Origin of the sequence: Klebsiella terrigena (assembly GCF_006539725.1) — a bacterium.
In the GTDB taxonomy this organism is placed as follows: domain Bacteria; phylum Pseudomonadota; class Gammaproteobacteria; order Enterobacterales; family Enterobacteriaceae; genus Klebsiella; species Klebsiella terrigena.
The window spans coordinates 146960-170458 of the sequence record NZ_BJNO01000007.1; the positions used below are offsets into that span (position 1 = coordinate 146960).

22 protein-coding genes and 1 pseudogene are annotated in these 23499 nt (G+C 58.1%); 9 read left to right on the forward strand and 14 right to left on the reverse strand.

Annotated features, from left to right (window positions below; genetic code table 11):
• Positions 1-2: 2 nt before the first annotated feature.
• The 6 genes and pseudogenes from potH (at position 3) to RTE01_RS11095 (ending at position 5785) form a co-directional block, all read left to right on the forward strand.
• A complete protein-coding gene (potH, locus tag RTE01_RS11070) occupies positions 3-956 on the forward strand; it encodes a putrescine ABC transporter permease PotH (RefSeq protein ID WP_076945033.1) in 954 nt (317 codons plus the stop codon).
• A complete protein-coding gene (gene potI, locus RTE01_RS11075) occupies positions 953-1798 on the forward strand; it encodes a putrescine ABC transporter permease PotI (protein WP_041144752.1) in 846 nt (281 codons plus the stop codon). Before potH ends, potI begins: the two co-directional genes overlap by 4 nt.
• 60 nt (positions 1799-1858) lie before the next feature.
• Positions 1859-2348, forward strand: a pseudogene (locus tag RTE01_RS11080) (YbjO family protein).
• Between the two features lie 42 nt (positions 2349-2390).
• A complete protein-coding gene (gene rlmC, locus RTE01_RS11085; RefSeq protein ID WP_115193251.1) occupies positions 2391-3521 on the forward strand; it encodes a 23S rRNA (uracil(747)-C(5))-methyltransferase RlmC in 1131 nt (376 codons plus the stop codon).
• 78 nt (positions 3522-3599) lie between these two features.
• Complete coding sequence (locus tag RTE01_RS11090; protein WP_041144755.1) at positions 3600-4316, forward strand: response regulator transcription factor; 717 nt, start codon at positions 3600-3602, stop codon at positions 4314-4316.
• A complete protein-coding gene (locus RTE01_RS11095) occupies positions 4313-5785 on the forward strand; it encodes a sensor histidine kinase (protein WP_134525473.1) in 1473 nt (490 codons plus the stop codon). The genes RTE01_RS11090 and RTE01_RS11095 overlap by 4 nt, the downstream gene beginning before the upstream one ends.
• A gap of 75 nt (positions 5786-5860) precedes the next feature.
• Here RTE01_RS11095 and artJ read toward each other — a convergent pair whose 3' ends face one another.
• The 6 genes from artJ to RTE01_RS11125 form a co-directional block, all read right to left on the reverse strand.
• Entirely contained in the window at positions 5861-6592 is a 732-nt protein-coding gene (gene artJ / locus RTE01_RS11100; RefSeq protein WP_041144757.1) for an arginine ABC transporter substrate-binding protein ArtJ, read from the reverse strand.
• Between the two features lie 181 nt (positions 6593-6773).
• Positions 6774-7442, reverse strand: a complete 669-nt coding sequence (gene artM, locus RTE01_RS11105) for an arginine ABC transporter permease ArtM (protein WP_076945036.1) — start codon at positions 7440-7442, stop codon at positions 6774-6776.
• Positions 7442-8158: an arginine ABC transporter permease ArtQ gene (artQ, locus tag RTE01_RS11110; RefSeq protein ID WP_134525474.1), complete on the reverse strand. Its 717-nt coding sequence runs from the start codon at positions 8156-8158 to the stop codon at positions 7442-7444. The genes artM and artQ overlap by 1 nt, the downstream gene beginning before the upstream one ends.
• Before the next feature lie 6 nt (positions 8159-8164).
• Complete coding sequence (artI, locus tag RTE01_RS11115) at positions 8165-8896, reverse strand: arginine ABC transporter substrate-binding protein ArtI (protein WP_041147560.1); 732 nt, start codon at positions 8894-8896, stop codon at positions 8165-8167.
• 20 nt (positions 8897-8916) lie between these two features.
• Positions 8917-9645: an arginine ABC transporter ATP-binding protein ArtP gene (gene artP / locus RTE01_RS11120; RefSeq protein WP_041144760.1), complete on the reverse strand. Its 729-nt coding sequence runs from the start codon at positions 9643-9645 to the stop codon at positions 8917-8919.
• A gap of 223 nt (positions 9646-9868) precedes the next feature.
• Positions 9869-10387 (reverse strand): lipoprotein, encoded by a 519-nt coding sequence (locus RTE01_RS11125; RefSeq protein ID WP_115193250.1) that lies wholly within the window; start codon positions 10385-10387, stop codon positions 9869-9871.
• Positions 10388-10696: 309 nt separating this feature from the next.
• On the opposite strand from RTE01_RS11125, the gene RTE01_RS11130 reads away from it, so the two are divergent.
• Positions 10697-11563, forward strand: a complete 867-nt coding sequence (locus RTE01_RS11130) for a hypothetical protein (RefSeq protein ID WP_255313524.1) — start codon at positions 10697-10699, stop codon at positions 11561-11563.
• 52 nt (positions 11564-11615) lie between these two features.
• Here the strand turns inward: RTE01_RS11130 and RTE01_RS11135 are convergent, their stop codons facing one another.
• Together RTE01_RS11135 and yahO are read right to left on the reverse strand one after the other, a co-directional pair.
• Positions 11616-12803 (reverse strand): OmpP1/FadL family transporter, encoded by a 1188-nt coding sequence (locus RTE01_RS11135; protein ID WP_041144762.1) that lies wholly within the window; start codon positions 12801-12803, stop codon positions 11616-11618.
• 305 nt (positions 12804-13108) lie between these two features.
• Positions 13109-13381, reverse strand: coding sequence for a DUF1471 family periplasmic protein YahO (gene yahO / locus RTE01_RS11140; protein WP_041147562.1), 273 nt, complete (start codon positions 13379-13381; stop codon positions 13109-13111).
• A 530-nt stretch (positions 13382-13911) separates the two neighbouring features.
• On the opposite strand from yahO, the gene RTE01_RS11145 reads away from it, so the two are divergent.
• Positions 13912-14742, forward strand: coding sequence for an N-acetylmuramoyl-L-alanine amidase (locus RTE01_RS11145; protein WP_134525475.1), 831 nt, complete (start codon positions 13912-13914; stop codon positions 14740-14742).
• A 7-nt stretch (positions 14743-14749) separates the two neighbouring features.
• Here the strand turns inward: RTE01_RS11145 and RTE01_RS11150 are convergent, their stop codons facing one another.
• The 4 genes from RTE01_RS11150 to poxB all read right to left on the reverse strand — a co-directional run bounded on the left by RTE01_RS11150 (position 14750) and on the right by poxB (position 20140).
• Complete coding sequence (locus tag RTE01_RS11150) at positions 14750-15763, reverse strand: NAD-dependent epimerase/dehydratase family protein (protein WP_041144763.1); 1014 nt, start codon at positions 15761-15763, stop codon at positions 14750-14752.
• Between the two features lie 96 nt (positions 15764-15859).
• Positions 15860-17293, reverse strand: coding sequence for a DUF2867 domain-containing protein (locus RTE01_RS11155; protein ID WP_134525476.1), 1434 nt, complete (start codon positions 17291-17293; stop codon positions 15860-15862).
• Between the two features lie 10 nt (positions 17294-17303).
• Positions 17304-18305: a low-specificity L-threonine aldolase gene (gene ltaE, locus RTE01_RS11160; RefSeq protein ID WP_134525477.1), complete on the reverse strand. Its 1002-nt coding sequence runs from the start codon at positions 18303-18305 to the stop codon at positions 17304-17306.
• Positions 18306-18421: 116 nt separating this feature from the next.
• Entirely contained in the window at positions 18422-20140 is a 1719-nt protein-coding gene (gene poxB / locus RTE01_RS11165) for a ubiquinone-dependent pyruvate dehydrogenase (protein ID WP_115193245.1), read from the reverse strand.
• Positions 20141-20291: 151 nt separating this feature from the next.
• Between poxB and RTE01_RS11170 the strand changes: the two genes are divergently transcribed.
• Complete coding sequence (locus RTE01_RS11170) at positions 20292-20726, forward strand: DoxX family protein (protein WP_041144767.1); 435 nt, start codon at positions 20292-20294, stop codon at positions 20724-20726.
• A gap of 49 nt (positions 20727-20775) precedes the next feature.
• Here the strand turns inward: RTE01_RS11170 and hcr are convergent, their stop codons facing one another.
• Positions 20776-21744, reverse strand: coding sequence for an NADH oxidoreductase (gene hcr / locus RTE01_RS11175; RefSeq protein WP_134525478.1), 969 nt, complete (start codon positions 21742-21744; stop codon positions 20776-20778).
• Between the two features lie 11 nt (positions 21745-21755).
• The gene (gene hcp, locus RTE01_RS11180) at positions 21756-23408 is read right to left on the reverse strand and encodes a hydroxylamine reductase (RefSeq protein WP_141335017.1); all 1653 of its coding nucleotides are present in this window, start codon (positions 23406-23408) and stop codon (positions 21756-21758) included.
• Positions 23409-23499: the final 91 nt, after the last annotated feature.

Here is a 23499-nt window from a genome sequence, read left to right on the forward strand (position 1 = left end):
CGATGAGTACATTAGAACCACCGGCAGGGGCGAAAAAACCGGGCGGCGCAACGCCGTGGCTAACGCGCCTGCAAATGGCCCACGGCCGCAAGCTGGTGATTGCGCTGCCGTATCTGTGGATGACGCTGCTGTTTCTGCTGCCGTTCCTGATCGTCTTTAAAATCAGCCTCGCGGAGATGGCGCGGGCTATTCCGCCTTATACCGATCTGCTGGAGTGGGCCGACGGTCAGCTGACGATTACCCTTAATCTGGCGAATTTCCTGCAGCTCACCGACGATCCGCTCTACTTTGAGGCCTATTTGCAGTCGCTGCAGGTGGCCGGGATCTCCACCTTCTGCTGCCTGCTGCTGGGCTACCCGCTGGCGTGGGCGGTGGCGCACAGCAAGCCCTCAACGCGCAATATCCTGCTGCTGCTGGTGATCCTGCCGTCGTGGACCTCGTTCTTAATCCGCGTATACGCGTGGATGGGGCTGCTGAAAAGCAACGGCGTGCTGAATAACTTTCTGCTGTGGCTGGGGGTTATTGACCAGCCGCTGGAGATCCTGCACACCAACCTGGCGGTCTATATCGGCATCGTTTACGCCTACCTGCCGTTTATGGTGCTGCCTATTTATACCGCGCTGACCCGTATCGACTACTCGCTGGTGGAGGCCTCGCTGGATCTGGGCGCTCGTCCGCTGAAAACCTTCTTCCAGGTGATCGTGCCGTTAACCAAGGGCGGAATTATCGCCGGCTCGATGCTGGTCTTCATTCCGGCCGTGGGCGAGTTCGTTATCCCTGAGCTGCTCGGCGGCCCGGACAGCATCATGATCGGCCGCGTGCTGTGGCAGGAGTTCTTTAACAACCGCGACTGGCCGGTCGCGTCGGCGGTGGCCATCGTGATGCTGCTGCTGCTGATCGTACCGATTATGTGGTTCCACAAGCATCAGCAAAAACAGATAGGGGAACACGGATGAATGATTTGCCGGTAGTGCGTTCGCCGTGGCGAATATTAATCCTCGTGATCGGATTTACCTTCCTGTATGCGCCGATGTTGATGCTGGTTATCTACTCGTTTAACAGCTCGAAGCTGGTGACGGTGTGGGCCGGCTGGTCAACGCGCTGGTACAGCGAGCTGTTCCACGACGATGCGATGATGAGCGCCGTGGGTCTGAGCCTGACTATCGCCACCTGCGCGGCGACGGCGGCGGCGATCCTCGGTACTATCGCCGCGGTGGTGCTGGTGCGCTTTGGCCGCTTTCGCGGGTCGAGCGGCTTTGCGTTTATGATCACCGCGCCTCTGGTGATGCCGGACGTGATCACCGGGCTGTCGCTGCTGCTGCTTTTCGTCGCGCTGGGACACGCGATTGGCTGGCCGTCGGATCGCGGTATGCTGACCATCTGGCTGGCGCACGTGACCTTCTGTACCGCCTACGTCGCGGTGGTGATTTCGTCGCGTCTGCGCGAGCTGGATCACTCCATCGAGGAGGCGGCGATGGATCTGGGCGCCGCGCCGCTGAAGGTATTTTTCATCATTACGCTGCCGATGATCATGCCGGCGGTGATTTCCGGCTGGCTGCTGGCATTCACCCTGTCGCTGGACGATCTGGTGATTGCCAGCTTTGTTTCCGGTCCTGGCGCCACCACGCTGCCGATGCTGGTTTTCTCCAGCGTGCGCATGGGCGTCAATCCGGAAATCAACGCCCTGGCGACGCTTATCCTCGGCGTGGTCGGGATTGTTGGTTTTATCGCCTGGTATTTGATGGCCCGCGCAGAAAAGCAGCGAGTACGCGATATCCAGCGTGCAAGACGCGGCTGAAGCCCCTAAAATCGATAGCAAGACCTGGTGCCGGCGTCGCGATTGTGCGACGCCGTTTTCATGGAAGACTTAACCGTTGGGATTGTTTACTAAAGCTCGCTCATCTCATGCTCGCCTGAACGTCCCTGCGCTGGTGCAGGTGGCGGCGTTCGCCATTATTTTAATCCGCGCCCTCGACCTGCTGATGATCCTCAATCAGCTTGGCGTGCGGGGGATGAGTGAGTTTATCCACCGCAGCGTGCAGACGTGGCCCCTGACGCTGGTCTTCTTCTCAAGCCTGCTGCTGGTGTTTATTGAAATCTGGTGCGCGTTTTCCCTGGTCAAAGGGCAGAACCGGGCGCGCTGGATTTACCTGCTGACGCAGATTATCGTCAGCGGCTATCTGTGGGCCGCCTCGCTGGGCTACGGCTACCCTGAACTGTTCAGCATTGCCGGCGAATCGAAGCGGGAAATTTTCCGTTCGCTGGTGATGCAGAAGCTGCCGGACCTGCTGGTGCTGGCGCTGCTGTTTATCCCGGCATCGTGCCGACGCTTTTTCCAACTGCAGTAACGGTGATACAATCCCCGCCCCTGATTTTTTGAAGGTCTTTTTATGCACTGCGCACTCTATGACGCGGGCCGCTGCCGCTCCTGTCAGTGGCTGGAACTGCCGCCAGAACAACAGCTCGCCGATAAAATGGCCGATCTGCGGTCGCTGCTGGCAGAACGCCCGGTGGCGACGTGGTGCGAACCGGTCTCCGGTCCGGAAGCCGGCTTTCGCAATAAGGCCAAAATGGTGGTCAGCGGCAGCGTTGAGCGCCCGCTGCTCGGCATGCTGCACCGTGACGGTAACCCTGAAGACCTCACCGATTGTCCGCTCTACCCGGCAAGCTTTGCGCCGGTCTTCGCCCTGCTGAAGCCGTTTATCGCCCGCGCCGGCCTCACGCCCTATCAGGTGGCCCGCCGACGCGGAGAGCTGAAGTATCTGCTGCTCACCGAAAGCCGCCTCGACGGCGGCATGATGCTGCGCTTTGTGCTGCGCTCTGAGGCGAAGCTCGCCCAGCTGCGCGCCGCGCTGCCGTGGCTGCAGGCGCAGCTGCCGCAGCTGAAGGTGATTACCGCCAATATTCAGCCGGTGCATATGGCGATTATGGAAGGGGAGCAGGAGATTTTCCTCACCCCGCAGCAGGCGCTGGCGGAGCGCTTCAACGACGTACCGCTGTGGATCCGCCCGCAAAGCTTCTTTCAAACCAACCCCGAAGTCGCCAGCCGGCTGTACGCCACCGCCCGGGACTGGGTGCGCCAGCTGCCGGTAGACCATATGTGGGATCTGTTCTGCGGCGTCGGCGGTTTTGGCCTGCACTGCGCCACCCCGCAGATGCGGCTGACCGGCATTGAGATTGCGCCAGAGGCCATCGCCTGCGCGCGGCAGTCCGCCGCCGAGCTTGGCCTCAGCAACCTCCGCTTCCAGGCGCTGGACTCCACCCGTTTTGCTACCGGCGAGGGCGAAGTTCCGCAGCTGGTGCTGGTGAACCCGCCGCGCCGTGGGATTGGCAGCGAGCTGTGCGACTATTTAAGCCGCATGGCTCCGCCCTATATCATCTACTCCAGCTGCAACGCCCGTACGATGGCGAAAGATATCGCTCAGCTGGCGGGCTATCGCACCGAGCGGGTGCAGCTGTTCGATATGTTCCCCCACACCGCGCACTATGAGGTGCTGACGCTGCTGGTCCGCGAAGTTTAAACAAAATGTGAACTCTTCTGCCGGCCAAAATCGGGTAAGCTTTGCTAATAAGAGCATGATATTAGCGGAGCGACACCGGTGGCGAAGAAAATCCTGTTAGTTGAAGATGACGATGATATTGCTGCCCTGCTGCGCCTGAATTTGCAGGACGAAGGGTATCAGATTGTCCACGTAGCGGACGGCGCAGAGGCCCTGAGGCTGCTGGAAAAAAGCCCCTGGGATGCGGTGATCCTTGACCTGATGCTGCCGAACGTTGACGGCCTGGAGATCTGCCGGCGCATCCGCCAGATGACCCGCTATCTGCCGGTGATCATCATCAGCGCCCGATCCAGCGAAACCCAGCGCGTGCAGGGGCTGGAGATGGGGGCGGATGATTATCTGGCCAAACCCTTCTCCGTTCTGGAGCTTATCGCCCGCGTCAAAGCGGTGTTCCGCCGCCAGGAGGCGATGGGGCTAAATCTGCTGATGGATGCCGGGCGCATCGCCTGCCACGGCCTCAATATCGACCCGCTGTCGCGTGAAGTCAGACTGCGCGGCGAGCCGGTCGATTTGACCCCGCGCGAGTTCGATCTGCTGTACTACTTCGCCCGCCATCCGGGAGAGGTCTTCTCTCGCCTCTCCCTGCTCGACAGCGTCTGGGGCTACCAGCACGAAGGCTACGAGCATACGGTCAATACCCATATCAACCGCCTGCGCAGCAAAATCGAGCACGAGCCGACGGAGCCTGAAATTATCCTCACCGTGTGGGGAAAGGGCTATAAGTTTGCCGTGGAGCGCAAGGAGGTGGGGCAATGATGCGCCGTCTTAGCCTGAGCCAGCTCCTGGCGCTGGTCTTCACCTCGCTGCTGCTGCTGTGCGCGGCGGCGGTGTGCCTCGTTCAGCTCTATACCAGCGCGCAGTACGGTAACGCGATGGTGCAGCGTCTTTCCGCCGGGCTGGCGCAACAAATTGTCGCCCGCGAGCCGCTGCTGGATGCGCAGGGGCAGGTCGATCGTCAGGCGCTGAAGCCGCTGTTCGATCGGCTGATGGTGTTTAACCCCAGCGTTGAGCTCTATCTGGTTTCTCCCGACGGCGAGCTGTTAGCCGATGCCGCGCCGCCGGGCCATATCAAACGCCAGCGCATCGATCTGGCGCCGGTGCAGGCGTTCCTCTCCGGCGCCGCGTGGCCGGTGTACGGCGACGATCCCCGCAGCCTCGGGCAGCAGAAAGTCTTTAGCGTTGCGCCGCTGCGCCAGGAGGGCCAGCTGCGCGGCTATCTCTATATTATTCTGCAGGGCGAAACCTTTAACGAACTGGCGGCCACCGCCTGGCAGAAGACGCTGTGGAGCCTGCTGCTGTGGACGCTGCTGCTGGTGGCGCTGTTTGGCCTGCTGGCGGGCGGGCTGGCGTGGTTCTGGGTCACGCGCCCGGTGCGTCAGCTGACCGCCCAGGTGGCGATCTCCGGCCCGGACAGCATGGTGGCGATCAAAGCGCTGGCGGCCCAGGCGCCCGACCCGCATCCCGGGAATGAGGTGGCGATCCTGCATAATCGCTTTATTGAGCTGGCCCGCCAGATTGCCGACCAGTGGGATCGTCTGGCCGATAGCGACCGCCAGCGGCGCGAGTTTATCGCCAATATCTCCCACGATCTGCGCACGCCGCTGACCTCGCTGCTTGGCTATCTGGAGACGCTGACGCTGAAAGCCGACCGGCTCAACGCCGAGGATCGCCAGCAGTATCTGAATATCGCGCTGCGCCAGGGCAATAAGGTTCGCCATCTGTCGCAGCAGCTGTTTGAGCTGGCCCGGCTCGAACACGGCGGCATCAAACCGCAGCCGGAGAAATTTATCTTCGCCGAGCTGGTTCAGGACGTCGCGCAGAAATTTGATTTGGCGATTGCGACCCGCGGCATCGGTTTACAGCTGTCGCTGGCCGAGGGATTGCCGCCGGTGGTGGCCGATTTATCGATGATGGAGCGGGTGCTGACCAATTTGCTCGATAACGCCATTCGCCACACGCCGCAAGGAGGAGTGATTCGCCTGACGGCGCGCCAGCAGGCGTCGCAGATAGTGGTTGAGGTGGCGGACAGCGGCCCCGGCGTCGCCAGCGAGCTGCGGGCAACCCTCTTTGAACGACCTTCGGTACTTGAACCTGGCCAGCGTCGGGAGTCTGCGGGGGGATTGGGGCTGATGATCGTGCGCCGCATGTTGCAGCTGCACGGGGGCGATATTCGCCTGCAGGAGGCGGCGGCAGGGGCCAGCTTCCGCTTTACCCTGCCGCTGTAAGGTTTTCCCGGCCGCGCCGTGCTGGCCGGGCGCCCGCCTCAGGCGCTCACGCCCGGGGTCGGGAAGGGCCTGCGCTTACTCAGGGAACCACTGGCTGCTGATTTTCTGATAGGTGCCGTCCGCTTTAATCGCTTTCAGGGCGCCGTTCAGCTTCTCCAGCAGCGCTTTGTTATCCGGACGAACCGCGATCCCAAGGCCGGTACCGAAGTACTGCGCATCGGTTACTTTCGGCGTGGCGACGCCGAGCTGCGGGTTGGTTTTCAGCCACTCGTTAACCACCGCGGTGTCGCCAAATACGCCATCAATACGGCCGTTTTTCAGGTCGATAAACGCATTCTGGTAGCTGTCATAGGCGACGGTTTTCACTTCAGGATGCTTATCCTGCAGGTATTTCTGATGAGTGGTGCCGTTTTCCATGCCGATACGTTTGCCTTTCAGATCGGCAAAGGTGTGGAAGGCGTCTTTCCTGGCGATAACCAGCGCGGAGTTAGCGTAGTACGGGTCGGTAAACGACACCTGCTTGCTGCGCTCCGGGGTAATGTCCATGCCGGAAATCACCGCATCATATTTTTTAAATTTTAGCGCCGGGATCAGGCTGTCGAAGGCATGGTTGGTAAAAGTACACTCCGCCTGCATCTGTTTGCACAGCGCTTTCGCCAGGTCGAGATCGAAGCCAACGATCTGATTATTGGCATCCATGGATTCAAACGGTGGATAGGTAGCGGAAACGCCAAAGCTGATTTTTTCTGCGCCAACGGCGCCAAAAGCGAAAGTGGAAAGCAGTGCAGCCAGAACTAACTTTTTCATCGTCGAACTCCCGTCGGTCAATCTTATGATGTCGTGCCGTGCTTGCGGCCGGGTTTCACAATGCCATTAAATGAATTTATATTCAATAAAGATGTATAAGTATTTTTTATTTATATAAAAAAGGCGGGTAATTCATCAGGATTACCCGCCTTTCTATTTACTAATTATGCATTTCAGAACGTTAGCTTCGACGCTCAAATGCCAGCGCCCTGTGCTCCACCAGACGCATGAGCAGCGTCAGCAGGCCGTTGACGATCAGGTACACGATACCGGCCGCGCCGAAGACCATAACGTCGTAGGTTCGTCCGTACAGCAGCTGGCTGTGGCCCATCACCTCCATCAGCGTAATGGTATAAGCCAGGGAGGTACTCTTAAAGACCAGCACCACCTCGTTGGAGTAGGAGGAGAGGGCGCGCTTAAAGGCGTACGGCAGCAGGATCGCCAGCGTGTCCTTCTTGCTCATTCCCAGCGCGCCGCAGGATTGCCACTGGCCCTCAGGAATGGCACGGATCGCGCCATAAAAGAGCTGGGTGGTATAGGCGGCGCTGTTGAGCGACAGGGCAATCAGGGCGCACAGCCACGGCTCAGAAATCAGATGCCACAGCACCGGGTACTCCTGTAGCGACGGAAACTGCCCCGGGCCGTAGTAAATCAGGAAGATCTGCACCAGCAGCGGCGTACCGGTAAAGAGCGTGATATACCCGCGCACAATCCATACCAGCACCGGCGTTTTCAGCGTCAGGATGATGGTAAAGATCAGCGACAGAATCAGCGCGACGACGATTGAGGCCGCGGTCAGCGTCAGGCTGGTATGCAGCCCTTTGAGCAGTTCTGGTAAGTAGTCGAGCATCAGCCGGGTCTCCGTTCAAAGCGCGTCGCACGCTGGTCAATACGCTTGAGGATGTACTGACTGAGCAGAGTGATCACCAGGTAGATTGCCGCCGCGATGATGTACCAGTTAAACGGCTCCTGGGTGCGGGTGGCAATGCTCTTGGTTTGCAGCATCAGATCGTTAACGCTAATTAAGCTGACCAGGGCGGTATCTTTTAGCAGCACCAGCCACTGATTGCCTAGCCCCGGCAGGGCGTGGCGCCACATTTGCGGCATCACCAGGCGGAAGAAAATCGCGCTTTTCGACAGCCCCAGCGCCTGGCCCGACTCCCACTGTCCCTGCGGTACCGCTTTCAGCGCGCCGCGCAGGGTTTGCGAGGCGTAGGCGGCGTACAGCAGAGAGAGCGCCACCGCGCCGCACAGGAACGGGCTGACGTCGAAGTTCTCAATCTGCATCTGCACCGGGATCTGCGCAAAGCCGAGATTGATGGTAAAGCCGTCAGAGAGCGTGAGCAGCAGCTGCGACGATCCGAAATAGATAAACAGGACCACCAGAATTTCCGGCAGCCCGCGCAGGACCGTTACTACGCCGGTGGTCAGCCACGCCAGCGGGCGCCATTTGACTGACTCCAGCACGGCAAAAAGCATCGCCAGGGCGAGGCCGATAATCAGCGCGCAGACCGCAAGGCCGACGGTCATCCCGGCGGCGCTTGCTAATGGAAAAAATTCGTTCATTGAGGATTACTTCTGAAACCATTTGCTATAGATGGTCTGGTAAGTCCCATCTTTTTTCACTTTTTCCAGCGCAGCGTTAAATTTCTGCTGCAGCTCGGTATTGCCCTGACGAAGCGCAATGCCAAGGCCGGTACCGAAGTAGTCTTTGTCCGTCACCTTATCGCCCACCGCTGCCAGCTTCGGATTGCTCTTCAGCCATTCGGTGACCACGGCGTTGTCGCCAAATACGGCATCGATGCGGCCGTTTTGCAGATCCAGCTTCGCATTCTGGTAGCTGTCGTACGGAACGGTGGTGATTTCCGGATGCTTGTCGTTAATGAACTTCTGGTGGGTGGTGCCGTTCTGGACGCCGACTTTTTTGCCCTTCAGCTGCTCGATGCTGGTAAATTTGCCCTGCTGGCCCACGAACAGCGCGGAGTTTTCATAGTAAGGGGCGGTAAACAGCACCTGCTTTTCGCGCTCAGGCGTAATGTCCATCCCGGCCATCACCGCGTCGAAGCGGCGGAATTTCAGGCCAGGGATCAGGCTGTCAAAAGCCTGGTTGGTAAAGGTGCAGGTGGCATCGATCTCTTTACACAGCGCGTTAGCCAGATCGACGTCGAAGCCGACGATTTTGTTGTTGGCGTCGGTCGTTTCAAACGGAGGATAGGACGCCTCGGTGGCAAAACGGATGGTCTGGGCTGCGGTAGCAGAAAGGCTCATGCTGGCCAGAAGCGCGGCAATCAGTACTTTTTTCATCGTCATTTCCCCGAAAAACATCAATGTGAAAGATAGTTTTTAAACGCGTCGGTCTGCGGATGCGCGAAGCAGTCAGCATTCCCTTGTTCAACGATATGGCCATTTTCCATATACACCACGCGGCTGGCCGTTTTACGCGCCACTTCCACTTCGTGGGTGACGATGACCTGCGTAATGCCGGTGCCCGCCAGCTCGCGGATAATGCTGACGATCTGGGCGGTAATTTCCGGATCGAGCGCCGCCGTTGGCTCATCAAACAGCAGCACCTGCGGCTCCATCATCAGCGCCCGCGCAATGGCGACGCGCTGCTGCTGGCCGCCGGAAAGGTGCAGTGGATAGCGGTCGCTGTAGGGTTTCAGGCGTAAACGTTCCAGCAGCTTCTCGGCGCGGGCCAGAGCGCTATCTTTGCTGAGGCCCAGCACGCGGCAGGGCGCTTCAATCAGGTTTTGCTGCACGGTCAGGTGCGGCCACAGATTGTACTGCTGGAAAACCATACCGACGTTCTGGCGCAGCTCACGGATGGCTTTGTCAGACGGCGCTTTGGTAAAGTCGAAGTGGTTGCCGGCGATATGTAGCGTACCGGAACGCGGCATCTCCAGCAGGTTGAGTACGCGAAGCAGCGAGCTTTTCCCGGCGCCGCTTGGGCCGAGCAGCACCAGCGTTTCCCCCTGCGGGCAATCCAGCGTGATGTCGAACAGCGCCTGGTGCGCGCCGTAGAAGCAGTTAATGCCGTTTAGTTTAATACTCATCTGGGCAGTCTGATACGAATAGCTATTGAGGCCGCAAATACTACCTTTGACAGAATAGTTATGCAATATTTATGCGTTAAAAGTTAAATGTAACCCGCATTTACCTCTAAACTTAGCACAAAATATGGGTTCGTGGGGAAGGCGGGAGCAAATGTCGGCATTACCGCATGAAATACCGACATTTTACCGGGGTTATCGGTTTTGTAGAGCAGGTTCAGCGCCCTTATCCGCGTTTTTCGAGACTCTGTTGCAGTGAACCCGCCGGCGCGTGGGCGTTAATACCGAGGTAGCGAACGTCATCTACCGCCCAGCACTGGCCTTCCTGAATCATCAGCACCTCATCTTTCCAGGTTTTGCTGCCCTGCCTGAACTCAACGCGCAGCGGAATATTGCGCGCATCGCTGTTCGGGATGGTGGAGGCGCTGGCGACATCCGCGCTATCGGCCGGGGTGGCCGAGCTGGAGAACGGGTTGGACTGCAGCACGGCGTTACGGGAAGGATCCTGGCGCGCGTCGTTGAGGAGCTTCGCCAGATCGTCGCTCAGGTAGGGACGCAGCGCCGTCAGGTCGCTATTGCGGTGCTGGATCTGATAATCATAAAATTTCTGCGCAACCGCGTCCGGGCCGCCTTCGATGCAGGGACCGCTGCGGGTGCCGTTATCTTTATAGGCCGGCGTGACGGTGGTACAGGCGCTAAGTACCAGCGCGCAGGGGATAATAAAGGCCATGATTTTGTAGCGCATGATGATTTCCTTATAAGCTCACTACGTTATTAGTTGCTGTTCAAGCATAGCGCACTGGCTCCAGAATGCGCTTGACTCTAAGAGCTAAGCTATTAAGTTATCGCCGTTATCCGACTGCATTAATGCATCTGGCTCAGCGCGAGCGCTATTTTCTGGCGCCAGAACGCAGTTTTTATATTGATAAATGCCGCTTTGTAAAACCTATTCTTAGCTAAAAATAAACCACCGATCGGGCTTAATGCTAAAAGATTGAGTCAATCACAGGCTATATTTATAGCCAGTATTAAACCTACCTCGACGGAATATATTATGTTAAGAAAAACGCTGGCCAGCCTGAAGGCCAGGATCTGGGCCGCGCATTTACCAAAGCTGGTGGCCAAAAATGAACGCGGCGGCGATCCTTACGATTATTACGCGGTCTATTTTGCCGACGTTGAGCGTAACCGCTATCAGTTAACGGGTTTTAACGGCAGCGATGTCAGCATGCGCTGTTTAAATCCAACTGGGGCCGCTGCCAATAGCGATATTGCTTTCCCTGTCGCCCGCCTGGCCGCAATGGAGAGTGAGATTGTTAGCTATAAAAAATATGGCAAGATAACCTTCACAAACGTTTTTGGCTATTTTGTTAACTGCTACCTACCTATTTTTAATATAAAAACAGCCCTCTTAAGGGGTAAGGCTGCGGTAGTGTCCGCTTTTTTCCGCGAGCGCGAGGTGAGGAGCCAGGACCGTATTTACCTGCTCGGCCTGATCGTTAACGAGTTTGTGCACCAGCGGCCTTCAAGGCTCTCATCCGGGATTACGGTCGATGAAGTTATTGATATTTTATACGGCAAGCTGTGGTATCAGCATATTCGCAACGAGCAGTTTCGCCGGAAGGTGACGTTGTTAATGGCGTCACTGGTTTTTTCAGGCGAGCTGGCGGTAGAGAATAACGTATACAGGGTCCAGGGAAACGCCATTGCCACCCTGGTCGAGCATGAGAAGGATGAGCGCCGCGCGAAGCAGCAGGATAAAATTCAGCGTAATATGGTGCGCCTGATGCTGATCATTACCGCCGCGACGGTACTGATTACGCTGGCACTGCTGGGGCTGGCGGGAGTGATTGATTTACATAAAATCTGGCAGGATATTCTGCAGATTAAACCGGTAAGATTTTTATTCAAACTGATTTAAGTCCATGAAAATATTGCCCGATGCGCGATGGAGCAGCGGGCGATATTCGCTATCAGAACTGGTAGCTGTAGTTGACGCTGGCGAACCACAGGTACGGATGATCGTAATCCCCGGCGATAATTTCCGGCGATTTCACGTGCGACGACTGCATGTGCAGGTAGGAGACCGCGACGCCGATATTGCTTGCCGGCGTAATTTGATACTGCGCGCCGGTGGCAAAGCGCCATTCGTCGCCGGTCGGAAGAGTGAGCGCCACGTCGCTCTGCGAGTCGTATACCGTGCTGTCGAAACCTACCCCGGCGTTCAAACGCCACTGCTCGGTTGGCCGGTACTGGACGCCCACCGCGGTATGCCAGGAGTCCTTCAGGCGGTTTTGTTTGTTGCTCTCCTTGCCGGCAACGGTGATTTGCGGGCTACCGAACTGGCTCCAGTCCTGCCAGCCTAAATCCCCCATCACCGACCACTGCTTGTTGATGTCGTGCACAAGGCTCAGCATGATCTGCTGCGGTGCGCGAACCTGGGCTGAAATCGGCAGGTCGTACTCGGTATTCGGCAGATTGGGTAAGCGGGCCTTACCGTCAATATTGAAGTTGTAGTCCGTCTTGCTGGTCCAGGTGATACCGGCGCGGGTTTGCTCCGTCAGCTGCATCAGCAGGCCCAGGCGATAGCTCATGGCCCAGTCGTGATCCTTGTCCTTTTGGTCGGTTCCATCAACGCTGCGGGTCAGGGAAAGGAAGCCGTAGTTAAGGTTAGCGGACGCGCCAATGGAGAGACGGTCGTTGAGCTTATAGGCCAGCGACGGGCTCAGCGTCATCGCGACCATGGTGCTTTTCTTGATCAGCCGATCGCCCGCCCAGTTGCCAAAATCGATCCCTAAGCCGTAGTTGCCGTAGAGACCAATGCCGGCGTAAAGGTCGTCATTGATTTTTTGCGTATAGAAGCCGCTGGCGTTCGGAAATACGTTCATCACGTTGCCGGGGCTGCTTCTGCCGTTCTCATCCTTAAGCTGATACGAGATATCCCCGCCCATCGCCTGCATCCCGCCGGTGAACATATGGTCCGGCAGGCGGGTCATTCCTGCGGGGTTAGTCACGATCGTTGACGCATCCTGCGCCCTCGCGGCCTGGCCCGCGCCGGCAAGGCCGACATCTTCGGTACCTATTTCATAAAAATAGAGCGCGCTTGCCTGTGAAAGACCGGAATAGAGGAGCCCAGAGATAATTAACGCGATTTTTTTCATTTTCTACCTGCAATGTTTAAAATTGAGTCTCATTTTTATACCCCAGAAGTATAGACAGCATTGACTCACCGGCAGGGGCTTATGCTTTTAAACATGAGTTTGCTGGAAAACATAAAGACGCCGGCGCAGCGATTGACTTTCTGCGTGACGGTTGAGTGTTTTATTCGGGGACGTTGCGGGTATTTGATGACAGAATGCGATAGCGGTAAATAGTCATGCTATCTAAAAATAAATATTGCTCGCGCGGTTCTGGATGGGAAACATTATCATCTGACGATGATAATGTTTCTTTCGAGAAGAATTAATTACTTCTTCTTATAGATATTGGCGCTGACGTGCAGCTTTTTATCAGTATTGCCGGAGGACAGAACGATAACGTCTGCGCCTTTTTCATCGGCTTTCTTAATCAGCTCAGCACGCGCATCGCTTGGTGCGGTCTGGCCGGTAGAAGAGATCGTACCGACTTTCTGATACTGAGTCTCAACCTTGGCAAAATCTTCTTTAGATAAGATTTCTGCGGAGAAGGCGTTTGCGGTCAAAAACAATGCTGCACCTGCCACTAAAGCTGCATATTTCATATTTTTAAACTCCATTGTTTATCTTGCTATCATCATGCTCTTATTTTAACTACTTATGAGCGAACACAGATTGAATCAACTAAGAAAAAATTTCAAGCAAAATACTACAAAACCATGACCGCTAACTCGCGAATTCGTAAGGAAAAGATGAACCCGACTTCATTGCAGGCGGCGACCTGCATGATGCCTGTGGTTGAGCATCGTCTTATCATCATTTTATAACTGTCGTTAGTATAAATTTATCTTATATAAAATGGTCGTTCCGATCGTTGAATCGCCCCTGGCAGACAGCGCCGAGCTTATCGTTTATCATAAAACAGGTTGTTATTAACGCCGCCGCAAATGGGAAAACGTATTTGTTGCCGTCCGTAATTATTATAATTTCGTGTTAACGGTTGCACCTTTTACTGAATGCGGGGGAGATGTGAGCGCTTTGCCTCGCCTTATGTCGCAACGCTCAGGCTCTCTTAGGCCAAAAGGAAGGATTTTGTGATGGTATGTTTCACCGCACGCGCCGGGAGGGCCTCCCGATGAAGCTCAGGGGAGTGATGGTTCTCGTTGCGCTGCTGCTGGCCGGCTGCACAACGGAAAAGGGGATTATCGATCGTGACGGCTATCAGCTGGATACCCGCCATCCGGCGCAGGCCGCCTACCCGCGGGTGAAGGTGCTGGTCATTCACTATACCGCCGATGATTTTGACGTCTCGCTGGCGACCTTAACCGACAACCAGGTAAGCTCCCACTACCTGATCCCTGAACGACCGCCGCTGCACCGCGGTAAGCCGCGCATCTGGCAGCTGGTGCCGGAAGAGGATTTGGCCTGGCATGCGGGGATTAGCTTCTGGCGCGGCAGTACGCGCATTAACGACACCTCTATCGGCATTGAGCTGGAAAATCGTGGCTGGCAGAAAGCGGCGGGGGTAAAAAGCTTTACGCCGTTTAGCCCGGCGCAGATTGATGCCCTGATCCCCCTGGCGAAGGATATTATCGCCCGCTACCACATTGCGCCGCAAAACGTGGTGGCTCATGCCGATATTGCGCCACAGCGTAAGGACGATCCCGGGCCGCTATTCCCCTGGCGCCAGCTGGCCGAACAGGGCATTGGCGCCTGGCCGGATGAAGATCGGGTCGCGTTTTATCTCAACGGTCGCCCGACCTGGCAGCCGGTCGATAGCGCAGCGCTACTGGATTTACTCGCCCGCTACGGCTATCAGGTGACGCCGGAGATGACGCCAGCGCAGCAGAAACGGGTGATTATGGCCTTTCAGATGCATTTCCGGCCGGCGCGCTGGGACGGCGTCGCCGATGCGGAAACCCAGGCCATCGCCGAAGCGCTGCTGGAGAAATACGGCCAGGGTTAATTCGGCGCTAGCGGTGCAGCTTGCCGTGATCTTTCAGCCAGGCCGCGGTGCGGATAATTCCCTCATCCAGCGTCACCACCGGGCGGTAGCCCAGCTCTTCCTCAGCGCGGGAAATATCAAGGGTAAAATCAAAGTTCAGCTTGGAGACGCCGTAGTGGGTAAAGGCCGGTTCCTTGGCTGACTTATTGCCAAAATGCTCCATGCTGCGGGCGATGATATCCAGCATCGGATAGGGGACAGAGCGAATACGGCACTTTATTCCCAGCTCATCAATCAGCTTTTGCACGATGCTGCGCAGGGTGCGCGGTTCACCGTTGGTGATATTCCACGCCCGGGCGGAGGGCAGATGGTCGCACTGCGGCTGGCTGGCAAGCCACATCGCGTGCACCGCATTCTCATAGTAGGTCATATCAACCAGCGCGCGGCCGCCGCGGGGCAGCATTACGCTGCCGTAGTGCTGCATCATCTGCGCGAGGCGGGGGATGAACACTTTGTCGTGGGCGCCGAACAGACCCTGCGGGCGCAGGATGGCAAAGCGGGTATTGGGGTTCGCCTGGGCCAGCAGATTAATCACCTCTTCGCTCGCCGCCTTGCTGCGGGCAAATTCGTTGGCAAAGCGGTGCGGGCGAAAATCTTCCTGCACGTCGCGATGGTGGTGATAATCAAAATAGAGCGAAGGAGAGGAGATATGAACGAAGTTGCGTACGCCCCAGGCCACGGCCCATTCGCCAAGGCGACGGGTGGCGCGGACGTTGGCTAAATCGAAGGCCTGCTGCGTGCCCCACGGCGAGGTAAAACTTGAGCAGTGCCATAGGGTATCGATACCGGCAAGCATCACCTTGGCCTGGGATGAAACCAGTTCGGTTAAATCTGCAGGGACAAATTCGGCGCCCATTTTGCTCAGAAGCTTGCCCATCGCTTCGTTTCGCCCGGTCGCTCTGACGCTGATGCCTTTGTTACGCAGATATTCCACCGCGTTGCGGCCTAACCCGCTGGTCGCACCGGTAACCAGTACCTTCATATCAACCTACTGTCCCAGAAAAGAATTTCGTGCGCATTTTTCCGTGATTCTCCTCACGATGCAATGAGAATGATAGCAGAATGACGTAGATACTTCCTATTTGCCTGTGATTTGCTCTGCCAGCCGGGCAATACGTCGCGCCATGCCGCGAAAGATAAACAGATGGGCGGGGATCATCAGCAGCCAGTAGAACAGCCCCGGCATACCGTGAGGGTGCCACCAGGCCCGGACGTCGAGCTCGCGGTGGTCGCCTTTATCGCTGAGGGTAAAGCTCAGGCGCCCCAGGCCGGGCGCCTTCATGCCAAAGAGTAAGGTGAGCTGCTTTTCCGGTTCGACAATAATCACCTTCCAGCTGTCTACCGCGTCGCCGGTCTGCAGAAGGTCGCGCGACGGTCGGCCTTTCGCCAGTCGATGGCCTACCAGCAGGTCCATGGCGCCGCGAATTTTCCACAGCGCGTTGCCGAAGAAGTAGCCCTCTTTGCCGCCGATCTGGTTGACGACCTGCCAGATTGCCGCCGCGCTGGCGGTGGTGCTAACCGTGCAGCCGGCCTGCTTAGGGTAGTAGCCGTACTCCGGCCGCCAGCGGGCGAAGGCCTGCGCGTCGTAGCCCCAGTCGCTGGAGTTCACAAGCTGCTCCTCTTCTTTAAGCGTGCAGCGTACCGCTTCGTCAAAGGAGATCAGCGGCTGGGGGAGCAGCGCCCGCAGCGCGCGATCGTCGGCGATCAGATCGTGCTTCAGCCCCTGAATTAGCGCCTTGGCGATGGTCGGCGGAACCGAAGTAATCACGTTGAGGAACCACACCGAAATCCAGCGGGTGGGAAAAGGGATCGGGATCAGCAGGCGATGCTTGCCGCTGACCGCCATAAAGTGGGTGAACTGCTGCTGGTAGCTTAAAACATCCGGCCCGGCGGCTTCGAAGACGCGATGTTCCGCGCACGGATGGTTGAGCAGCTGCACCAGATAATAGAGCAGGTTTTCAAGATCGATAGGCGTGGTGCGCGAGCGCACCCAGCGCGGCGGCGTTAAAACCGGCAGGTTGTAGACCATGTCGCGCATCACCTCGAACGCGGCGGAGCCGGCGCCCACGATGATGCCCGCCCGCAGCTCGGTGACCGGCACGCCGGACTCGCGCAGAACGTCGGCGGTGACCTGCCTGGCGCGCAGGTGGTCAGACTGTTCCGCCGCCGGTACCTGCAGCGAGCTGAGAAATATCAGCTGCTTTACCGGCGTTTCGCGCAGGGCGTCGCGCACGTTTTGCGCCACCTCGCGCTCGTGCCGAATAAAGTCGCCGCCTTCGCCCATGCCGTGCACCAGATAGTAAACGGTGTCCACCTGCGCCAGCAGGGCAGAAAGCCCCTGCGGCCGGGTGAGGTCGATGGCATGGCAGCTCACTCCCGGGAGATTGCGTTTTTTTAGCCGCTCAATATGGCGCGCCGCCGCCAGCACGCAATAGCCCCGATCGCTCAATGCCTGCACCAGATGCTGACCGATATAGCCGCTGGCGCCGAGCACCAGAATTCGTTGCGACACGCCTGACTCCTTAGCGGTTCAAAAATTCCTGCCAGTGGCCAACCACTTCCGCCAGCTGCTGACGATTGACGTCGATATGGGTGACCAGACGCACAACCGGCGAGGCGTTGATCAGCACGCCGCGCTGCTGCATAAACGCACCCAGCGCCTGGGCCTGCTCTTCGCCAACGCGGATGAACAGCATATTGGTGTCGTGGCGGGTGACGTCTGCGCCGATGGCGCGCAGCTCCCCGGCCATCCACGCGGCGTTGTCGTGGTCCTCCTGCAGGCGCGCGACGTTATTTTGCAGAGCGTACAGGCCCGCAGCCGCCAGAATTCCGGCCTGGCGCATGCCGCCGCCGACCATTTTACGCCAGCGGGTGGCGCGGTGAATGTAGTCGTGGCTGCCGACCAGCAGCGAGCCTACCGGCGTTCCCAGACCTTTAGAGAGGCAGATGGTGAAGGAGTCGCAGTATTGGGCGATATCGCGCAGCTCGCAGCCGTAATCCACCACCGCGTTAAAGATGCGCGCGCCGTCGACGTGCAGCGCCAGGCCGCGTTCGCGGGTAAACTCCCACGCCTGTTTGAGGTATTCGCGCGGCAGCACCTTGCCGTTATGGGTATTTTCGAGGCTCAGCAGGCGAGTCGGGGCAAAATGGACATCGTCAGGCTTAATCTTTGCCGCGACCTTATCCAGCGGCAGAGTGCCGTCAGCCGCCGCGTCGATGGGCTGCGGCTGAATGCTGCCGAGCACCGCCGCGCCGCCGGCTTCGTACAGATAGTTATGCGCGCCCTGGCCGACGATATACTCTTCGCCGCGCTGGCAGTGGCTCAGCAGGCCCACCAGATTCGCCTGGGTGCCGGACGGCAGGAACAGCGCCGCCTCTTTGCCGGCCAGCTCTGCGGCGTAGCGCTGGAGCGCGTTAACGGTCGGGTCGTCGCCATAAACGTCGTCGCCGACCGGGGCTGACAGCATGGCATCCAGCATGGCGCGCCCCGGACGGGTTACGGTATCACTGCGGAGATCTATCACGGCATTTCCTTGTTAGTGTTTCATCCTTCACGCTGTATCCGCGTTAGTCGCATAAATCACCCCAGCGGGGCCTTCGATGCATCATGAATGATGTTGTGTGGGCTCAAAAGGATGTTTTACCTGAGCCAGTTGGTTTTCGCCAGTTCGATAACTTCATCTCCGCGTCCGCTGATGATGGCGCGCAGCATATACAGGCTGAAACCCTTGGCCTGATCCAGCTTGATTTGCGGCGGGATCGCCAGCTCTTCCTTGGCAACCACCACATCGACCAGCACCGGGCCGTCGGTGCTAAACGCGGTTTGCAGCGCGTCGTCGACCTCAGAGGCTTTTTCGACGCGAATGCCTTTTATGCCGCAGGCTTCAGCAATGCGGGCGAAATTGGTGTCGTGCAGCTCGGTACCGTCGGTCAGATAGCCCCCGGCCTTCATCTCCATTGCGACAAATCCCAGCACGCTGTTGTTAAAGATCACGATTTTTACCGGCAGCTTCATCTGCGCCAGCGAGAGGAAGTCGCCCATCAGCATGCTGAAGCCGCCGTCGCCGCACATCGCCACCACCTGACGCTCCGGCGCCGTTGCCTTCGCGCCAATCGCCTGCGGCATGGCGTTGGCCATTGAGCCGTGGTTAAACGAGCCGATCAGCCGGCGCCTGCCGTTCATCTTCAGATAGCGTGCGGCCCAGACGGTTGGCGTACCGACGTCGCAGGTGAAAATGGCATCGTCAGCGGCGAAGCGGCTTATCTGCTGCGCCAGGTACTGGGGGTGAATGGCCTTATCGCTCGGCTTGGCCAGATCGTCGAGCCCCTTACGCGCCTCGCGGTAGTGCTCAAGGGCTTTGTCGAGGAAGCGGCGATCCGTCTTCTCTTCCAGATGCGGCAGCAGCGCTTTTAGGGTCGATTTGATATCGCCGATCAGCGCCATATCGACTTTGCTGTGCGCGCCGATGCTGCCGGGATTGATATCAATCTGAATGATTTTCGCGCTGCTGGGATAGAAGGGCCGGTAGGGGAACTGGGTGCCGAGAAGCACCAGGGTGTCGGCGTTCATCATGGTGTGGAAGCCGGACGAGAAGCCGATCAGCCCGGTCATTCCGACATCATAAGGGTTGTCGTACTCAACGTGCTCCTTGCCGCGCAGGGCATGGACGATGGGCGCCTTGAGCTTGGCGGCGAATGCGACCAGCTCTTCATGGGCTCCGGCACAGCCGCTGCCGCACATCAGGGCAATGTTGCTGGAGTAGCGCAGCAGCTGCGCCAGACGAGCTATTTCTTCCGCCGGCGGCGTCACCTCCGGCAGCGGGGCGGAGTACCAGTGGCTGCTGGCGCCTTCCGGGGCGGCCTTCAGCGCCACGTCTCCCGGCAGCACCACCACCGAAACGCCGCGGTTGAGGACCGCTTTGCGCATGGCGATGGCCAGCACCTGCGGGATCTGTTCCGGGGTGGAGACCAGCTCACAATAGTGGCTGCATTCGCGGAACAGCTCCTGCGGATGGGTTTCCTGAAAATAGCCGCTGCCGATTTCGCTGGAGGGAATGTGGGCGGCGATGGCCAGCACCGGAACGTGGTTGCGGTGACAGTCAAAAAGGCCGTTGATCAGATGAAGATTGCCCGGGCCGCAGGAGCCCGCGCAGACCGCCAGCTCGCCGGTAAGCTGGGCTTCGGCGCCGGCGGCAAACGCGGCAACTTCTTCATGGCGCGTCGGCATCCATGCAATGGTGCCCATGCGGTTCAGGCTGTCGCTCAATCCGTTGAGTGAATCGCCGGTGACGCCCCAGATGCGCTTCACGCCGGCCTGTTCAAGAGTTTTCGCTACGTATGCGGCCACGGTCTGTTTCATGGTTCTCCATCTCCTTTATGTGATAACGCTTACAAGCTTAGATGAAACTCATCGTTACGCCCGCATCTCCCACCCATTTTCAGCTGGTATTCTTGCGCGAAAGTTGCGCATAATCTGTAACCACTAAAAGGGTAAACAGGAATCATTTCAAATGGTTAAATCACTGTTAAATGCTGTTAATAAAATGCTAGCGCACGACGATTTTGGCAAACTCTTGTTACGACTTGCCGTGGGCGGGCTGATGCTATTCCACGGGCTGCATAAGCTGTTTGACGGCGTCGCGGGGATCGGCGGGATGCTGGTGGCGAAAGGGTTGCCGGGCTTTATTGCCTATGGCGTGCTGGTGGGAGAAGTGTTGGCACCGTGCCTGCTGATTCTGGGGATCCTCACCCGACCGGCGGCGCTGGTGCTGGCGTTTACCATGGTGGTGGCGTGGCTGATGGTCGGTACGGGAGAAACCTGGCAGCTGGATAAAACCGGCGCCTGGGCGATTGAGAGCCTGGTCTACTTCTTTATTGGCGCGCTGGCGATTGCCTTTATGGGCGCCGGCCGCTATTCGCTGGTAAAAGACCCGGCGTGGAAATAAAAAAAGCCCCTCCTACAGGGCGGGGCTTGCCGTTGAGGATGATTCCCCGCTAAGCCAGAACCAGATCGCCCTGCGGGTGGCAGGAGCAGGCCAGCACGTAGCCGTCGGCGATCTCCTGCCCGGTCAGCGTCATGGTGCTGCTGACCGTATAGTCGCCGGCAACGACTTTGGTTTTGCAGCAGCCGCAGACGCCGGCACGGCAGGCGACGGTAACCGGAACCTTGTTGCTTTCCAGCGCCTCCAGCAGGGTGGTGCCTGGCGGCGCATAGAACTCCTGCGCCGGCTGCAGTTTGGTAAACTTCAGCCCGCTGGTGGCCGCCTGGGCGACCGGCGTAAAGAACTTCTCTTTAAAGAAGCGCGTGACGCCCAGCGCGCTGACCTCCCGCTCAACCATTTCCATATAAGGCGCAGGCCCGCAGGTCATTACGGTACGCGAGGCCAGATCCGGTACGCTTTTCAGCAGATCGGCGGTCAGTCGGCCGGCAACAAAGCCGTGGGTGGCGTTGTTTTCCGCCACCAGGGTAACCGCGTACTGGCGCCACTCTTCGGCGAAAATAACGTCCTCAGGCGAACGCACGTTGAAAATGACCTGCACATCGGTCTCGGGGCGGTACTTCGCCAACCAGCGACGCATCGACATAATCGGCGTCACGCCGCAGCCGGCTGCCAGCATCAGGAAACGGTCCGCCGGCTTATCTGCACAGGTAAACTCACCCATCGCATCGGACAGCCAGATGTAGTCACCGCGCTTGACGTCACGGGTTAACCACTGAGAGCCGGCACCGTCATCAATACGACGCACGGTCAGCGTAATGTACTCGCTGACGCCCGGCGTAGAAGAGATCGTGTAGGCACGCAGCGTATCCGCCGAGTTGCGTACGCTGACCAGCGCATACTGCCCGGCCTGATAGGGATAGTAGTCGTGGCATAGCAACGATACCGTCCAGACGTCGGGGGTTTCCTGATGGATGTGGTGTACCTGCATCCGCCATGGGCACTGCTGGGTTGGCATAGTCATTCTATCGCTCCTTACGCGCTCAACAGTTGCTGCATGTCTTGTTCAACGGTTGTCACAGAGCGCAGGCCAAATTTCTCGTTGAGGATTGCCAGCAGATCCGGGGTGAAGAAGCCCGGAGCGGTTGGGCCGGTGACGATGTTTTTCACGCCGAGTGAGAGCAGGGTCAGCAGGATAACGATCGCTTTCTGTTCGAACCAGGAGAGCACCAGCGACAGCGGCAGGTCGTTCACGCCGCAGCCCAGTTTTTCAGCCAGGGTGACGGCCAGAATAATCGCCGAGTAGGCGTCGTTACACTGACCGGCATCCACCAGGCGCGGCAGGCCTTCGATATCGCCGAAGTCGAGCTTGTTGAAGCGATATTTACCGCAGGCCAGGGTCAGGATCAGGCAGTCGTCCGGAACGCTGGTCGCGAAGTCGGTGAAGTAGTTGCGCTCGCCGCGCGCGCCGTCGCAGCCGCCGACCAGGAAGATATGACGCAGTTTTTCGCGGCTGACCAGGTCGATCAGCGTATCCGCCGCGCCCAGCAGGGTCTGACGGCCGAAGCCAACGGTGATCAGGTGCGGAATTTTGCTATACGGGAAGCCGGCCATCTGCTGCGCCTGGGCGATCACCGGCGCGAAGTTTTCGCCTTCAAGGTGGCTCACGCCCGGCCAGCCGACGATGCTGCGGGTCCAGATACGGTCGTCATAGGCGCCAACGGTCGGATCGATGATGCAGTTGGAGGTCATCACGATAGGGCCAGGGAAGCGGGCAAATTCAACCTGCTGATTCTGCCAGCCGCTGCCGTAGTTACCGACCAGGTGTTTGAATTTACGCAGCTCGGGGTAGCCGTGCGCCGGCAGCATTTCACCGTGGGTATAGACGTTAACGCCGGTGCCTTCGGTTTGTTCGAGCAGGCTATACAGATCTTTCAGGTCGTGACCGGAGATCAGGATGCACTTACCTTCAACCGACTTCACGTTGACCTGAGTCGGGGTCGGGTGGCCGTATTTGGTGGTTTCACCGGCGTCCAGAATGCTCATCACTTTGAAGTTCATCTGGCCGATCTCCATTGAGCACTCCAGCAGAGCGTTCAGATCGGCAGGCCAGGTGCCCAGCCACGCCATAATTTTGTGGTACTGAGCGTAGATATCGTTGTCGTACTGACCCAGAACGTGAGCGTGCTCCATATAGGCCGCGGCGCCTTTCAGGCCGTACAGGCACAGCAGACGCAGGCCGAGGATGTTCTCGCCGATGGTTGCTTTGTCTTTGTTGGGGGTAAATTCTGCCGCCTGACGCTGCAGGTCGCCCAAATCGTCGCTAACCAGCTGCAGGCTGGCCATCGGGTTGTCTGGCGCCGCGCCGGCGTCAATATTCAGGCACTGGGCCTTCAGCGCCTCGCGCATCGCGATGGCCTCACGCGCGTAGCCCACGATGCGCGGAGAGTCGAAGTTAACGTTGGTCAGCGTGGAGAAGAAGGCACGCGGCGCAAAGTTATCAATTTCATGGTCAACGATGCCATATTCACGAGCCTTAACGGCCCAGGCGGAGAGGCCCTGCAGGGAGGCAATCAGCAGATCCTGCAGATCGGAGGTTTCGGCCGTTTTACCGCACATACCCTGCGCGTAAGAGCAGCCGTTCCCTGCGGGGGTACGGATGGTTTGTTCACATTGCACACAAAACATGGTCACACCTTTTTTAAAGTTATATTTAATATACATGTTTAAGGTTATGCCCGGGCGCGCAGGGATTAAAGGGATTTCTAATACAATTTAC

What these genes read in the sequence shown, in the direction of transcription:
- artQ (WP_134525474.1), bottom strand. Translation starts at nt 8,158, where the DNA reads ATGAACGAATTTTTTCCATTAGCAAGCGCCGCCGGGATGACCGTCGGC.
- artM (WP_076945036.1), bottom strand. Translation starts at nt 7,442, where the DNA reads ATGCTCGACTACTTACCAGAACTGCTCAAAGGGCTGCATACCAGCCTG.
- RTE01_RS11145 (WP_134525475.1), top strand. Translation starts at nt 13,912, where the DNA reads ATGAAGCTCAGGGGAGTGATGGTTCTCGTTGCGCTGCTGCTGGCCGGC.
- poxB (WP_115193245.1), bottom strand. Translation starts at nt 20,140, where the DNA reads ATGAAACAGACCGTGGCCGCATACGTAGCGAAAACTCTTGAACAGGCC.
- RTE01_RS11125 (WP_115193250.1), bottom strand. Translation starts at nt 10,387, where the DNA reads ATGCGCTACAAAATCATGGCCTTTATTATCCCCTGCGCGCTGGTACTT.
- artJ (WP_041144757.1), bottom strand. Translation starts at nt 6,592, where the DNA reads ATGAAAAAGTTAGTTCTGGCTGCACTGCTTTCCACTTTCGCTTTTGGC.
- artP (WP_041144760.1), bottom strand. Translation starts at nt 9,645, where the DNA reads ATGAGTATTAAACTAAACGGCATTAACTGCTTCTACGGCGCGCACCAG.
- rlmC (WP_115193251.1), top strand. Translation starts at nt 2,391, where the DNA reads ATGCACTGCGCACTCTATGACGCGGGCCGCTGCCGCTCCTGTCAGTGG.
- hcp (WP_141335017.1), bottom strand. Translation starts at nt 23,408, where the DNA reads ATGTTTTGTGTGCAATGTGAACAAACCATCCGTACCCCCGCAGGGAAC.
- RTE01_RS11095 (WP_134525473.1), top strand. Translation starts at nt 4,313, where the DNA reads ATGATGCGCCGTCTTAGCCTGAGCCAGCTCCTGGCGCTGGTCTTCACC.
- RTE01_RS11130 (WP_255313524.1), top strand. Translation starts at nt 10,697, where the DNA reads ATGTTAAGAAAAACGCTGGCCAGCCTGAAGGCCAGGATCTGGGCCGCG.
- RTE01_RS11150 (WP_041144763.1), bottom strand. Translation starts at nt 15,763, where the DNA reads ATGAAGGTACTGGTTACCGGTGCGACCAGCGGGTTAGGCCGCAACGCG.
- hcr (WP_134525478.1), bottom strand. Translation starts at nt 21,744, where the DNA reads ATGACTATGCCAACCCAGCAGTGCCCATGGCGGATGCAGGTACACCAC.
- artI (WP_041147560.1), bottom strand. Translation starts at nt 8,896, where the DNA reads ATGAAAAAAGTACTGATTGCCGCGCTTCTGGCCAGCATGAGCCTTTCT.
- RTE01_RS11170 (WP_041144767.1), top strand. Translation starts at nt 20,292, where the DNA reads ATGGTTAAATCACTGTTAAATGCTGTTAATAAAATGCTAGCGCACGAC.
- RTE01_RS11135 (WP_041144762.1), bottom strand. Translation starts at nt 12,803, where the DNA reads ATGAAAAAAATCGCGTTAATTATCTCTGGGCTCCTCTATTCCGGTCTT.
- potH (WP_076945033.1), top strand. Translation starts at nt 3, where the DNA reads ATGAGTACATTAGAACCACCGGCAGGGGCGAAAAAACCGGGCGGCGCA.
- yahO (WP_041147562.1), bottom strand. Translation starts at nt 13,381, where the DNA reads ATGAAATATGCAGCTTTAGTGGCAGGTGCAGCATTGTTTTTGACCGCA.
- potI (WP_041144752.1), top strand. Translation starts at nt 953, where the DNA reads ATGAATGATTTGCCGGTAGTGCGTTCGCCGTGGCGAATATTAATCCTC.